General features: G+C 65.0%; 15 protein-coding genes. 2 read left to right on the top strand and 13 right to left on the bottom strand.

The features are described from left to right. Window positions 1–52: 52 nt before the first annotated feature. Genes plsX through EWH21_RS09415 form a run of 3 tightly spaced genes read right to left on the bottom strand, consistent with a single transcriptional unit; the run spans window position 53 to window position 1790 of the window. Window positions 53–1063 carry a phosphate acyltransferase PlsX gene (gene plsX, locus EWH21_RS09425; protein WP_277700360.1) on the bottom strand — a complete coding sequence of 337 codons (1011 nt, stop codon included), beginning with the start codon at window positions 1061–1063 and terminating at the stop codon, window positions 53–55. A 3-nt stretch (window positions 1064–1066) separates the two neighbouring features. Then, complete coding sequence (rpmF, locus tag EWH21_RS09420; protein ID WP_037048542.1) at window positions 1067–1249, bottom strand: 50S ribosomal protein L32; 183 nt, start codon at window positions 1247–1249, stop codon at window positions 1067–1069. 13 nt (window positions 1250–1262) lie between these two features. Further along, window positions 1263–1790 (bottom strand): YceD family protein, encoded by a 528-nt coding sequence (locus EWH21_RS09415; RefSeq protein ID WP_037048544.1) that lies wholly within the window; start codon window positions 1788–1790, stop codon window positions 1263–1265. A 109-nt stretch (window positions 1791–1899) separates the two neighbouring features. Here EWH21_RS09415 and EWH21_RS09410 point away from each other — a divergent pair, with 109 nt between their 5' ends. Then, the gene (locus EWH21_RS09410; protein WP_037048547.1) at window positions 1900–2481 is read left to right on the top strand and encodes a nucleoside triphosphate pyrophosphatase; all 582 of its coding nucleotides are present in this window, start codon (window positions 1900–1902) and stop codon (window positions 2479–2481) included. 59 nt (window positions 2482–2540) lie between these two features. Here the strand turns inward: EWH21_RS09410 and sppA are convergent, their stop codons facing one another. The 3 genes from sppA to rluC are packed head-to-tail and all read right to left on the bottom strand — an operon-like array spanning window position 2541 to window position 5149. After that, window positions 2541–3518: a signal peptide peptidase SppA gene (gene sppA / locus EWH21_RS09405; RefSeq protein WP_277700359.1), complete on the bottom strand. Its 978-nt coding sequence runs from the start codon at window positions 3516–3518 to the stop codon at window positions 2541–2543. Then, a complete protein-coding gene (locus tag EWH21_RS09400) occupies window positions 3508–4203 on the bottom strand; it encodes an HAD-IA family hydrolase (RefSeq protein ID WP_152488332.1) in 696 nt (231 codons plus the stop codon). The genes sppA and EWH21_RS09400 overlap by 11 nt, the downstream gene beginning before the upstream one ends. Continuing rightward, window positions 4196–5149 carry a 23S rRNA pseudouridine(955/2504/2580) synthase RluC gene (gene rluC, locus EWH21_RS09395; RefSeq protein ID WP_047591277.1) on the bottom strand — a complete coding sequence of 318 codons (954 nt, stop codon included), beginning with the start codon at window positions 5147–5149 and terminating at the stop codon, window positions 4196–4198. Before rluC ends, EWH21_RS09400 begins: the two co-directional genes overlap by 8 nt. Window positions 5150–5727: 578 nt before the next feature. Between rluC and rne the strand changes: the two genes are divergently transcribed. Continuing rightward, on the top strand, window positions 5728–8775 hold the full coding sequence (gene rne / locus EWH21_RS09390; protein ID WP_277700358.1) for a ribonuclease E: 3048 nt from the start codon (window positions 5728–5730) through the stop codon (window positions 8773–8775). Window positions 8776–8882: 107 nt separating this feature from the next. On the opposite strand, the gene murB is transcribed toward rne, so the two are convergent. From murB to EWH21_RS09355, 7 genes are read right to left on the bottom strand one after another with little or no spacing between them, the layout of a single operon-like run. Then, window positions 8883–9902, bottom strand: a complete 1020-nt coding sequence (gene murB / locus EWH21_RS09385; RefSeq protein ID WP_277700357.1) for a UDP-N-acetylmuramate dehydrogenase — start codon at window positions 9900–9902, stop codon at window positions 8883–8885. Further along, complete coding sequence (locus tag EWH21_RS09380) at window positions 9899–10363, bottom strand: low molecular weight protein-tyrosine-phosphatase (RefSeq protein ID WP_134676230.1); 465 nt, start codon at window positions 10361–10363, stop codon at window positions 9899–9901. Before EWH21_RS09380 ends, murB begins: the two co-directional genes overlap by 4 nt. Next, window positions 10363–11127 carry a 3-deoxy-manno-octulosonate cytidylyltransferase gene (kdsB, locus tag EWH21_RS09375; RefSeq protein ID WP_210390751.1) on the bottom strand — a complete coding sequence of 255 codons (765 nt, stop codon included), beginning with the start codon at window positions 11125–11127 and terminating at the stop codon, window positions 10363–10365. Before kdsB ends, EWH21_RS09380 begins: the two co-directional genes overlap by 1 nt. Beyond that, window positions 11128–11313: a Trm112 family protein gene (locus EWH21_RS09370; RefSeq protein WP_003245207.1), complete on the bottom strand. Its 186-nt coding sequence runs from the start codon at window positions 11311–11313 to the stop codon at window positions 11128–11130. It lies immediately after the preceding gene. Window positions 11314–11333: 20 nt separating this feature from the next. Beyond that, entirely contained in the window at window positions 11334–12338 is a 1005-nt protein-coding gene (gene lpxK, locus EWH21_RS09365; RefSeq protein ID WP_277700356.1) for a tetraacyldisaccharide 4'-kinase, read from the bottom strand. Continuing rightward, the gene (locus EWH21_RS09360) at window positions 12339–12767 is read right to left on the bottom strand and encodes a biopolymer transporter ExbD (RefSeq protein WP_152488326.1); all 429 of its coding nucleotides are present in this window, start codon (window positions 12765–12767) and stop codon (window positions 12339–12341) included. Further along, window positions 12764–13396, bottom strand: a complete 633-nt coding sequence (locus EWH21_RS09355; protein WP_037048580.1) for a MotA/TolQ/ExbB proton channel family protein — start codon at window positions 13394–13396, stop codon at window positions 12764–12766. The genes EWH21_RS09360 and EWH21_RS09355 overlap by 4 nt, the downstream gene beginning before the upstream one ends. Between the last annotated feature and the right edge of the window lie 68 nt (window positions 13397–13464).

The raw sequence follows: 13464 nt of genomic DNA, 5'->3' as shown, positions 1-13464 counted from the left end.
TACGCGCCGCGGTCACATTCCGGCCCCGTCACACAGCGAAAACGCGACGAGTCTACAACAACAAGTCCTCGAGTCGACCATGCAGTCGCTGCGGCAGATTCTCCTGCACCTCGCGCAGCGCGCAGCGAATGGCGCTCTGGAAACTCTCCTGGCCGGCGGCGCCATGGCTCTTCACGACGATGCCCTGCAGCCCGAGAAAACTCGCGCCATTGTGCCGCGCCGGCGCCAGATCGGCCTTGAGGCGACGCAGCAGAGGCATCGCCAGGGCACCGATGGCCTGGGCGAACAGCCCCTCCCTGAACAGCGCCTCGACCCGCCCGGTGACCATTCGCGCGAGCCCCTCGCTGGACTTGAGCAGGATGTTGCCGACGAAACCGTCGCACACCACCACGTCGGCCTCGCCGCGATAGACACCGTCACCTTCTATGTAGCCGACGAAGTTCAGCCCATGCGCCTGCTGCAGCATGCTGGCGGCGAGCTTGACCTGCTGATTGCCCTTGATGTCTTCCGTGCCGACATTGAGCAGCGCCACCCGTGGCCGCACGATACCCAGCGTCTCGGCCGCGACCGCGCCCATGATGGCGAACTGGTAGAGGTGCTCGGCGCTGCAGTCGACGTTGGCGCCCAGGTCCAGCAGGTAGCAGTGGCCACGCTCGGTGGGTATCGGACTGACCATGGCCGGCCGATCGATCCCCGGCAGGGTCTTGAGCAGATAGCGCGACAACGCCATCAGCGCACCGGTGTTGCCGGCACTGACGCAGGCGTGCGCCTGACGCTGCCGCACCAGCTCCAGCGCCACGCGCATCGAAGCATCGGGCTTGCCGCGCAGCGCCTGAGCCGGACGCTCGTCCATGGCGATCACTTCACTGGCGTGATGAACCTGCAGGCGCGCGCGATCGACGCCGGACTGGCGAGCGAGCTGTTCTTCGATGAGGGGAGCTTGACCGACGAGGGTCAGGTGTAGCGAGGGGAAGTCGGCCAACGCGGAAATGCAGGCCGGAACAATGCAGTGGGGACCGAAGTCCCCACCCATTGCATCAATCGCGATGATCGAGGCGGACAAGGATTACTCGTCAGCGCCCTTGTCGATCACTTTACGACCGCGGTATACGCCTTCCGGAGAAACGTGGTGGCGCAGGTGAACTTCACCGGTGCTCTTCTCTACGGACAGGGCGCTGGCCTCGAGTGCGTCGTGCGAACGGCGCATATCGCGGGCGGAACGGGATTTTTTGTTCTGCTGAACAGCCATAACTCATTAACTCCTAAACGTTTGGGTCACGCTTTAACTGCGCCAATACACTGAACGGGTTGGACCGCGATACCTCGTCCTCGCCCGGTTCGGGCTCATCGAGACCGTCCGGCTGCTGGCAATCACCTGGGGCATGAGCAGGAACGATCGGCAGGGCGAGAAGCAATTCATCCTCGACCAGACCGAGCAGCTCCAGCGGCTCCTCACCCACTTCCAGCACGTCGTAGCCCTTCGGCAAGGACTGAGTGTTCGCTCCAACCCGGACCACCGCGTATTCACATTCGCTGCGGATGGGTAGCGCGACCAGCTCCAGACAACGCTGGCAGACCATTTTGACCTCAACCTCGAGCTCACTGCGGATCACCACAGTTTTCTGCTCGTCACGCCCGAAGTGAAACTTCGCCTGCACCGCGCCCGCCGTATCGGCAAGCGGGTCGCAGAGACGCGGCAGGCTGGCCAGTTCGAGCTGCCCTTCGAGGGTAGCTTCGCGGTCGGCGAGCTTGCGCGGATCAACGTGAGGTGGAATCGGCCCATTCAACATAGGCGCAGCATTCTAGGGATGCACCCTGCCCGTGTCAAAGGAAATTGAGCCTGTATTCACCCAGGCACGACCAGTAGAATTTCTCGCCCACTTATATAAGGAAGAGAACATGCCCGCGCTGCTGCTCGCCTCCAGCTCGCCCTACCGCCGCGAACTGCTCGACCGCCTGCAATTGCCCTTCACCTGGCAGTCGCCGAGCATCGACGAAACCCGCCTGGCAGGCGAAACCGGCATCGACCTGGTCAGACGCCTGGCCGAGGCAAAGGCCCGCGCACTGGCCGACCAGCACCCCGACCACCTGATCATCGGCTCGGATCAGGTCGCCATCCTCAGCGACGGCCAGATTCTCGGCAAACCCCATGACCTGCCGAGGGCCCAGCAGCAACTGCGCGCCGCCAGCGGCAGCAGTGTAACCTTTCTCACCGGCCTGGCCCTGCTCGATACCGGCAGCGGTCGATGCCAGGTCGACTGTGTTCCCTTCACCGTGCATTTTCGTCCGCTCGATGACGGACAGATCCTGCGCTACCTGCAGCGCGAGCAACCTTTCGACTGCGCCGGCAGCTTCAAATCCGAGGGCCTGGGCATCAGCCTGTTCCGCAGCACGCAAGGCGAAGACGCCACCAGCCTGGTCGGCCTGCCGCTGATCCGCCTGGTGGACATGCTGCTCAACGAGGGCGTCGAGATACCGTAGAGCGGGCGCAACCCGCCGACCGAGACTGGCGGGCTACACCCGCCCTACGGGAGAATTCCTCAGCGCAGTGTCGACCCCTGGAAGCCCATCCACAGCGCGATACGATCCGCCACACTGGTACCCAGACGCTTGGCGAAGCGATCGAACGGCGTGTCACGCTGGGTGTAGTCGACCATTTCCTTCTCGCCGATCACCTCGCGCGCCACATAGCTGGCACTGCCCAGGGCATCGATCAGACCCAACTGCAGAGCCTGCTCGCCGGACCAGATCAGGCCGGAGAACAGCTCGGGATGCTCATCCGCCTTGAGTCGCTCACCCCGCCCCTTCTTCACGCTGTCGATGAACTGACGGTGCGTGGTTTCCAGCACAGTCTTCCAGAAGCGTGTTTCCTCTTCCTTCTGCGGCTGGAACGGGTCGAGAAAGGCCTTGTGCTCGCCGGAGGTGTAGACGCGACGCTCGACACCCAGCTTCTCCATGGTATCGACGAAGCCGAAACTGGCCGCCGTGACCCCGATCGAGCCGACCAGACTGGCCTTGTCGGCGTAGATCTCGTCCGCCGCACTGGCGATGTAGTAGGCGCCGGATGCCCCGAGATCGCTGATCACCGCGTAGACCTTGGTCTGCGGGTACTCGCCACGCAGGCGACGAATCTCGTCATAGATGTAGCCCGACTGCACGGGACTGCCGCCCGGGCTATTGATACGCAGGATCACACCCTTGGTGTTGCTGTCCTCGAACGCCGCACGCAGGCTGCCCACCACCTTGTCGGCACTGGCTTCCTCACGGTCGGCGATCATGCCGCGAATCTCGATCAGCGCCGTGTGCGCCGTCGTGGTCGAGGCCGACTTCAGGTCGAGCGCCGGCAACACCAGCGCCAGCGCACCGAACAGATAGATGAAGGTCAGCAGCTTGAAAAAGATCCCCCAGCGCCGGGACCGACGCTGCTCCTGCACGCTTGAAAGCAGGGTTTTCTCAAGCAGTTTCCAGCTCTTGGCATCCTCGCCCGACGACGACGATGACTTCCACTCATCCGACATGCTCACTCACCTCTGAAGGATGCTGCGCAGGGCGGCCTTCCAGCCACGCGCGCAGCTCATTGAACTCGTTGATTGCCAAACGCGGCGCACATTCACGCAGAACCGACAATGGCTGGGCACCGAAACCGACCGCTACCGCGTCCATTCCGGCATTGCGCGCCATGAGCAGGTCGAAGGTCGAATCCCCCACCATCAACGCCCGCTCGGGCTGCACCCGGCAATGCGCAAGAATCTCGTGCAGCATCAGCGGATCCGGCTTGCTCGCCGTCTCGTCAGCGCAGCGGGTGATGTCGAAGTAGTCCAACCAGCCCTTGTCCGCCAGCACCCGATGCAGCCCCTTGCGCCCCTTGCCGGTCGCGACCGCCAAACGATAGCCCTGCTCGCGAAAGACTTCGAGCGACTCGCGCACGCCATCGAACAGCGGCGACGGCTCGGTTTCCAGCGTCAGGTACTGCTCGCTGTAGGCGCGCCGAATGGCTTCGATGCGCAACGGTTCATCGAGTTCCGGATAGAGCGTGCCGATCGCCACCCCCAACTCCAGACCGATGATGCCGCGCACCGCCACATCGCTGCAGCGCGGCACGCCAGTGATATCGGCAGCGCGATGCATGGCCTCGACGATGCGGCCGATGGAGTCGACCAGCGTGCCATCCCAATCGAAGACCAGCAGTTGATAGTCAGGCACTCAGACGCTCCAGGGTCCTGGCCCACACCTCGTCCACCGGTGCCTCGAGCTTCAGCACGCCACCATCCGGCAGCGGCACATGCAGCTCGTAGGCATGCAGGAACAGGCGCTTGCCGCCCAGCTCGCGAATCTCACGCGTGAATTCGTCATCGCCGTACTTGGAATCACCGGCGATGGAGTGCCCGGCATGCTTGGCATGCACACGGATCTGGTGGGTACGCCCGGTGACCGGCTTGGCCTCGACCAGGGTGGCGAAGTCACCGAAGCGGCGCAGCACGCGGAACAGCGTCAGCGCCTCCTTGCCTTCACCATCGACCTCGACCATGCGCTCGCCGGAACGCAGATTGCTCTTCTGCAGCGGCGCATTGACCTGCTTCTTGGCCGTCGCCCAGTGCCCGCGCACCAGCGCCATGTAGCGCTTGTCGACGCCATCACCGCGCAGCGCTTCATGCAGATGACGCAGCATGCTGCGTTTCTTGGCGATCATCAGCAGACCCGAGGTATCACGATCCAGGCGGTGCACCAGCTCCAGATCCTTGGCATCGGGGCGCAGCTGGCGAAACGCCTCGATCACCCCATAGTTCAGGCCGCTACCACCATGCACGGCGATACCCGCCGGCTTGTTCAGCACGATCAGCGCCTTGTCCTCGTAGACGATGGCTGCTTCGAGGCGCTCCAGCAGGCCCTGAGCCAGCGGCTCGGGCTCATCGCGCTCGGCCAGGCGCAACGGTGGCACCCGCACCACGTCGCCAGCCTGCAGCTTGTACTCGGGCTTGATGCGCCCCTTGTTCACGCGCACTTCGCCCTTGCGCAGGATGCGGTAAATCAGGGTCTTGGGCACGCCCTTGAGCTGTGTCCGGAGGAAATTGTCGATGCGTTGGCCGGCGAGTTCCGGTGCAACCTCGATCAGCTGGACGCCGGAGGTTGGAGAGGCAGGAGTAGTCATCGCGCAATCATAACAATTTTTTATGGAATTGAAGCACTTAATCATTGCTGCTATAGTCGCGAACGCCGCCAAAAGTGGCCTGGCTTGCGGATGATCGCCAAACTTGCCATCCCCTGCCCGCGCAACCCTTTCAGGACGTGAGGCCGTCCGACGGATTGTTCAGTGTTAGAAGGCCGCAAAAGGCCGTGAAGAATTCGGAAACAACGCCTTGAGTATGATGCGCGACTCGCCCAGTGGGGCGGTCGCGGTAACTGACAACCGCTGCGGAATCCGCGCGCGGCACCCGATTTTCAGCGATACGTGTAGGGTGGAGATGTACAACTGTCGGACTGCGTAGCTCATAGCTTGATCAAAGACGCCTCATCTCGTCCGCTTCCGCCAGTTGATTCCTCCTCCTGACTGAGTGCTTTCTGTCACCACAGCAAGCAGGAGACGTCCGTCGCGACCGCGGCCCTCGATGGCCGACCGTCGCTAGACAGTGGAACGATTTACGACCGTTTCTGACGCGCCTGACACCGACTCTGATAGTCGTGTGTGCCTAACGTGGCTTCCGCTAGCCCGGAGCCCATTGGTACCACATGAAAAGAATGCTGATTAACGCGACTCAGCCCGAAGAGTTGCGTGTTGCCCTGGTAGATGGCCAAAAACTCTACGACCTGGACATCGAGTCCGGCGCCCGCGAACAGAAGAAGGCCAACATCTACAAAGGCCGCATCACTCGCGTCGAACCCAGCCTTGAAGCCGCCTTCGTCGATTTCGGTTCCGAACGTCACGGCTTCCTCCCCCTCAAAGAAATCTCTCGCGAATACTTCTCCAAGGCCCCTGAAGGCGGCCGCGTCAATATCAAGGACGTACTCAAGGAAGGCCAGGAAGTCATCGTCCAAGTCGAGAAGGAAGAACGCGGCAACAAGGGCGCGGCCCTGACCACTTTCATCAGCCTGGCCGGCCGCTACCTGGTCCTGATGCCGAACAACCCGCGCGCAGGTGGCATCAGCCGCCGCATCGAAGGCGAAGAGCGCAACGAGTTGCGTGAAGCGCTCAATGGCCTCGACGCTCCGGCCGACATGGGCCTGATCGTGCGCACCGCCGGCCTGGGCCGCTCCAGCGAAGAAATGCAGTGGGACCTCGATTACCTGCTGCAACTGTGGAGCGCCATCAAGGAAGCCTCCACCAGCCGCCCTGCCCCGTTCCTGATCTACCAGGAATCCAACGTCATCATCCGCGCCATCCGCGACTACCTGCGCCAGGACATCGGCGAAGTGCTGGTCGACAGCGTCGAAGCCCAGGAAGAAGCCCTGTCCTTCATCCAGCAGGTGATGCCGCAGTACGCCAGCAAGATCAAGCTGTACGAAGACAGCGTGCCGCTGTTCAACCGCTTCCAGATCGAAAGCCAGATCGAAACCGCCTTCCAGCGTGAAGTGAAGCTGCCGTCCGGCGGCTCCATCGTCATCGACCCGACCGAGGCCCTGGTGTCCATCGACATCAACTCGGCGCGCGCCACCAAAGGCAGCGACATCGAAGAAACCGCCCTGCAGACCAACCTGGAAGCGGCCGAGGAAATCGCCCGCCAGCTGCGCCTGCGTGACATCGGCGGCCTGATCGTCATCGACTTCATCGACATGACCCCGGCGAAGAACCAGCGCGCCGTGGAAGAGAAAGTCCGCGAAGCCCTGGAAGCCGACCGCGCCCGCGTTCAGGTTGGCCGCATCTCGCGCTTCGGTCTGCTGGAAATGTCCCGTCAGCGCCTGCGTCCGTCCCTCGGCGAGACCAGCGGCATCGTCTGCCCGCGCTGCAACGGTCAAGGCATCATCCGCGACGTCGAATCCCTGTCGCTGGCCATCCTACGCCTGATCGAAGAAGAAGCGCTGAAGGATCGCACCGCCGAAGTCCGCGCCCAGGTACCGATCCCGGTCGCCGCCTTCCTGCTCAACGAGAAGCGCAACTCGATCACCAAGATCGAACTGCGCACCCGCGCGCGCATCGTGATCCTGCCGAACGATCACCTGGAAACGCCGCACTTCGAAGTCCAGCGCCTGCGTGATGACAGTCCGGAAGCCCTGAGCAGCCAGACCAGCTACGAAATCGCCGCCACCACCGAGGCCGAGGACGCAGCCGCCCACCCCGCCGCCGCCACTCGCACCCTGGTTCGCCAGGAAGCCGCGATCAAGGCCGCACCGCGCAGCAACGCGCCGGTCGCCGCCGAGCCGCAGGCGCAGGCGCCACTGGCTCCCGTCAGCGCACCGGAGCCGAGCCTGCTCAAGGGCCTGGTGAAGTCGCTGGTCAGCCTGTTCGCCGGCAAGGAAGAAGAAGTCCAGCCGGCGGTGGTCGAGAAGAAGAGCAAGGAGCGTCCGCCGCGCGAAGAGCGTCGCAACGGTCGCCAGCAGAGCCGTAACCGCGGCGGTCGCCGTGGTGACGACGAGCGCAAGCCTCGTGAAGAGCGCGCCCCGCGTGAAGAGCGTCAGGCCCGCGAGCCCCGTGAAGAGCGCCAGCCGCGCGAAGAGCGTGCTCCGCGTGAAGAACGCGCACCGCGCGAAGGCCAGGAGAACCGTCGCGAGCGCAAACCGCGCGAAGAGCGTGCCCCGCGTGAAGAGCGCGTGCGCGAACTGCGCGAGCCGCTGGACGCTGGCAACGAGCAACGCGAAGAGCAGCGCGCCGAACGCCAGCCACGCGGCGAGCGCCAGGAGCGTCAGCGTCCGCCACGCGAGGAGCGCCAGCCGCGCGCCGAGCAGGCCGAGGCCGTACAGGACGAAGCGCTGCCGAACGAAGAGCAACTGCAAGACGACGAGCAGGGTAACGCTGAAGGCGAGCGCCCGCGTCGTCGCTCTCGCGGTCAGCGTCGCCGCAGCAACCGTCGCGAGCGTCAGCGTGATGCCGATGGCAACCTGATCGAGAGCGCCGAGAACAGCGAAGCCGCTGGCAACGACGCCCAGGCCGCCACCCCGGTCGCAGGCGCCACTGCCGCTGCGGTCGTAGCAGAAAGCGTCGACAACAGCGAAGCCGTCGCCAGCGAAGCGCCGGCCGCAGAAGCGCCAGCAGTCGAGGCCGTCGAGGCCGTCGAGGCTGAAGTGCCTGCCGCACAGCCGGTCGAGGCGCCAGCCGAAGCCCCAGCGAGCGAAGCGGTCGAGAGCGCTGTGATCGCCGAACCGGCGGTCGAGGCAGCCCCTGCCGCTGCAGCCGAAGAGCCGGCAACCGTCGAAGCCCCTGCTGTCGAGCCGGCTGCACAGCCCGAGCCGGTCGTCGAAGCCGCCCAGGAACCTGCTCCGGCAGTAGCCGAGGAAGTCGCTCCGGCAGCGGAAGCAGTCCCGGCCAATGCCACCGGCCGTGCCTCGAACGACCCGCGCGAAGTGCGTCGTCGTCAGCGCGAAGCCGAGCGCCTGGCCCGTGAAGCCGCCGAAGCTGCCGCCGCCGCACCGGCCGAGCAGAACGAGCCGGTAGTCGCGGAAAGCGCCCCGGTTGAAGAGCCGAGCGCCACTGCAAGCGAAAGCGAAGAGGCAGCCCCTGCCGTCGAGCCGAGCGCTGAAGCGGCCCCTGCTGCCAGCGAGCAGGTTGCGAGCGAAGCGGTAGAACAGGCACAGCCGGAAGAAGAAGCGGCCGCCGAGAAGGAGGAGATCAAACCTCAGGTTTGATCCTCCGGCGGTACGCAAAAAGGGGATGCCTAGGCATCCCCTTTTTCATGTCCGCTTTCCGCCACCGCGAGTGAAGTGCCTGGAGCAGCGCATGCTCCAGGAGCACGTCAGAGAACGTTGGGTTCGATTTCCAGGGCGACGCCGAATCGCGCCAGCACATCGCCCTGGATGCGCTGTGCCAGGGCCAACAGTTGCGCGCCCGTGGCGTGGCCATGGTTGACCAGCACCAGCGCCTGCAGGCGATGCACTGCGGCATCCCCGTCACGAAAGCCCTTCCACCCTGCCCGCTCGATCAGCCAGCCGGCCGCCAGCTTGACCAGGCCATCGCCCGCCGGATAGCTGACCAGATCGGCGTGCTGCGCACGAATGCGCTCGGCCAGTTCGAACGACACCACCGGGTTCTTGAAGAAGCTGCCGGCGTTGCCCAGCTCGGCCGGGTCCGGCAGTTTCTCGCCGCGAATGGCGCAGATCGCCCGACTGACATCACTCGCCGTCGGCACCTCGATCCCCATTTCAACCAGGCGCTGGCGCACCGGACCATAGTCCAGACGCAGCGCGGCCTGGCGAGCCAGGCAAAAACGCACGCGCAGGATCAACCAGCGCCCGGCCTCACGCTTGAACAGGCTGTCGCGGTAGGCAAAGGCACACTCCTCCAGCGCGAACTCGCGCAGCTCGCCGCTGTGGCGATCCAGCGCGGTCAGCCCAGCGAACAGGTCCTTGACCTCCACGCCATAGGCACCGATGTTCTGCATCGGCGCAGCACCGACGGTGCCGGGAATCAGGCTGAGGTTCTCCAGGCCACTGAAGCCCTGCGCCAGACTCCACTGCACGAACGGATGCCAGGGTTCGCCGGCCTCGGCCTCGACCAGCACCTGCTCGCCAGCATCGTCGAGAACCCGCAGGCCACGACTGGCCATACGCAGCACCAGCGCCTCGACATCGCCCGTCAGCAGCAGGTTGCTGCCACCGCCGACCACCAGCAGGGGCAGGCCCCGTTGTTCGGCCAGGCTCAGCGCCTCGCGCACCTCGGCATCGTCATGCGCCTCGGCGAACAGCCGCGCACGCACATCGACGCCGAAACTGTTGAACGGCTTGAGCGACATGTCGCTCTGCAGGTTGAGTGTCACAAGCGCCCCTTGATCTCGATCAGCAATGCATCGCTGGCCTGCTCGATCAGGTCCAGCACCTGCTCGAAGCCATCCTCACCGCCGTAGTACGGGTCCGGCACCTCGTCCAGGGCCAGGTCGAAACGACGCAGGTACAGATCGAGGTCGGCACGGGCGCCGGCCGGACGCAGCGCCTGCAGATTGCGCAGGTTGCTCTGGTCCATGGCCAGGATCAGGTCGAAGCGCTGGAAGTCCGCGGCCTCGACCTGGCGCGCACGTTGCGCCGACAGGTCATAGCCGCGACGCTGCGCCGCCTGGCGGGTGCGGCTGTCCGGCGCCTTGCCCACGTGCCAGTCACCGGTGCCGGCGGAATCCACCTGCACCTGCCCTTCCAGACCGGCTGCGCGCAGCTTGTGACGGAAGACGCCTTCGGCGGTGGGCGAGCGACAGATGTTGCCCAGGCAAACGAAGAGAACCTTCATCAGGCCCCCAGCAGGTGACGAACCCGTTCCAGGTCTTCGGCGGTATCCACGCCGGCGGCCGGCGCTTCGAGGGCATCGGCGACATGGATGCGCACACCGTTGTAGAGCGCGCGCAGCTGCTCCAGGCACTCGGTGTCTTCCAGCCAGCACGGGCCCCAGGCGACGAAGTCATGCAGAAAACCGGCACGGTAGGCGTAGATACCGATGTGGCGGCGGTACGGCACGCCTTGCGGCAGCACGTCGCGGCTCCTGGCGAAGGCATCGCGCGCCCAGGCCAGCGGCGCACGGCTGAAGGTCAGGGCCAGACCGTTCTTGTCGGCCACCACCTTGACCACATTGGGGTTGAACAGCGCCGCGACGTCCTCGATCGGCTCCGCCAGCGTGGCGATGCCGGCCTGCGGATTGGCCGCCAGGTTGGCCGCCACCTGATCGATGATCAGCGGCGGAATCAGCGGTTCGTCGCCCTGCACGTTGACCACGATGGCATCGGCGGACAATCCGAGCTGGGTGGCGACCTCGGCCAGGCGGTCGGTGCCGGAGTTGTGATCCTCGCGGGTCAGCAGCACCTCGGCGCCGAACGCGGTACAGGCCTCGACGATGCGGGCATCGTCGGTGGCGATGACCACCCGGCTGGCCGAACTCTTGCGCGCCTGCTCCCAGACATGCTGGACCATAGGCTTGCCGGCGATGTCCTGCAGCGGCTTGCCTGGCAGGCGGGTAGAGGCGTAACGGGCGGGAATGACGACAGTGAAGGCAGCGCTCATTTACTTGTCCAGACGCTCGTCAGTGGTCAGGGTACGGGCTTCGCTCTCCAGCATCACCGGAATGCCGTCGCGAATCGGGTAGGCCACGCCGGCGCCCTTGCTGATCAGTTCGGTCTTGTCTTCGGAGAGCTGCAGCGGGCCCTTGCAGATCGGGCAGGCGAGGATATCGAGCAGTTTGAGGTCCATGACGCAGTCCTTGGATGGGGTTACGAAGACCCCGGTATGAGACGGGTCAGCTCCGCATCCAGCCAGTCGACGAAGGCCTGCGTGGGCACGGCATCGACAGCCAGATACCACCAGTCGGCGGCGGCGAAGGCCCGGCATTTCACCGCATCCTTCTCCGTCATCAGCAGCGGCAGCGATGGCTCGAAGCTGAGCTGCGCCAGATCGTACTGGGCATGGTCGGCGAAGGGGTGCGGAACCGGCCGCCAGTTTAGCGCTTCGAGGGTATTGAAGAAACGCTGCGGATTGCCGATGCCGGCCACTGCATGCACCGCCTGCCCCGTCGGAAAATGTTCGAGCGCGACGCGCTCGCCGCTGGCCAGGTTGACCAGCGCACTGGGCTGCAGCTGGAAGGCGTAGCCGTCGGCGCGATCCGCCTCGGCGCCGTTGTACAGCACCGCATCGACCGCCAGCAGACGCTCGGCAGGCTCGCGCAGTGGCCCCGCCGGCAGGCAGCGGCGATTGCCCAGGCCACGTGCGGCATCGATCAGCACCAGCTCCAGGTCGCGCGCCAGGCGATAGTGCTGCAGGCCATCGTCGCAGAGGATCAGGTCCAGCGGTTCCTCGGCCAGCAGCGCCCGCACGGCGCGACTGCGGTCCGGGTCGATCATCAGCGGCACATCCGTGCGCTGCACGATCAACAGCGGCTCGTCACCGGCCTGCGCCGCAGGCTGCTCGGCACGCACACGCCAGGGCAGGCTCGGCGGCGTGGCGCCATAGCCACGACTGACCACGCCGACCCTGAGGCCGCGAGCCCGGCAATGTTCGATGAGAAAGAGGATCAGCGGGGTCTTGCCAGTGCCGCCGACGGTGACGTTACCCACCACCAGCACCGGCACGGGGGCGCGGTAGATGTCACCCTCGCCCGCCAGGAAACGCGCGCGCTTGCCCTGCACCACGCGGCGGTACAGCCACTCCAGCGGGCGCAGCAGCGCCAGCGCCGGGTGGCCGCGGTACCAGGCCTCGAGCAAGCGATCGGCGACGCTCAATCAGGGCGCTTCCTGTGCTTCCACCGTGGTCATGCGCAGGTGTGCGAAGCCCAGCTTGCCGGCGGCATCCATGGCCGTGATCACCGCCTGATGCGGGGTCTTGCCATCGGCGCTGATGATCAGCGGCAGGCTGTTGTCACCGCCGGACTCTTTCTGCAGCGCCGCCATCAGGTTGCTCAGGTTGCTTTCCAGCAGGGCCTTGCCGTTCACCGAATAGGCGCCGTCGGCAGCGATCAGCACTTCGACCTGCTTGAGCTCGGTCTGCTCCGGTGGCGTGCCACTGACCGCCTCGGGCAGATCGACCTTGAGCTGGGTCTCACGGGTGAAGGTAGTGGTGACCACGAAGAACAGCAGCAGGATGAACACCACGTCGATCAACGAGGCCAGGTTGATCTCGACGTTCTCCCGCGGTTTGCGCCGGAATTTCACGCCTTGCCCTCGCCCAGGTCGACGTCACGGTCACCTTGCACCATCTCCACCAGCTTGATCGCCTCCTGCTCCATGCCCACCACCAGCTCGTCGACACGACGTTGCAGGTAGCGGTGGAAGAACAGCGCCGGGATCGCCACGATCAGGCCTGCCGCAGTGGTGATCAGCGCCTTGGAGATACCGCCGGCGAGCATCGGCGCATTGGCCATGCCCGCGCCCATGAAGGAGCTGAAGATTTCGATCATGCCCAGCACGGTACCGAGCAGGCCGAGCAACGGTGCGATGCCGGCGATGGTGCCGAGGGCATTGAGGTAGCGCTCCAGATCATGAATGACGCGGGCGGCGGCCTCTTCGATGCACTCTTTCATGATCTCGCGACCATGCTTGGAGTTGGCCAGGCCAGCAGCCAGGATCTGCCCGAGCGGCGAATGCTCACGCAGCTCCTTGAGCTTCTGGTTGTTCAGTTTCTTGTCCTTGATCCAGCGCCATACCTGGGCCAGCAGATTGGCCGGCGTGACGCGGGCGGGCCGCAGGGTCCACAGGCGCTCGGCAACGATACCGGCAGCAGCGATGGAACAGAGAATGATCGGCAGCATCATCCAGCCGCCAGCTTTGACCAGTTCCCACACGGTAGAGATTCCCCCTCGAAAAAGTGGCGCCACTCTAGCATAGGGTGGGTCACCCGCCGACCGCCGCC

This window comes from Pseudomonas sp. REST10 (assembly GCF_029542605.1).
Classification (GTDB): Bacteria; Pseudomonadota; Gammaproteobacteria; order Pseudomonadales; family Pseudomonadaceae; genus Aquipseudomonas; species Aquipseudomonas khazarica.
Note: the sequence above shows the minus strand (reverse complement) of the source record. Positions and strands in the feature narration are given on the sequence as shown.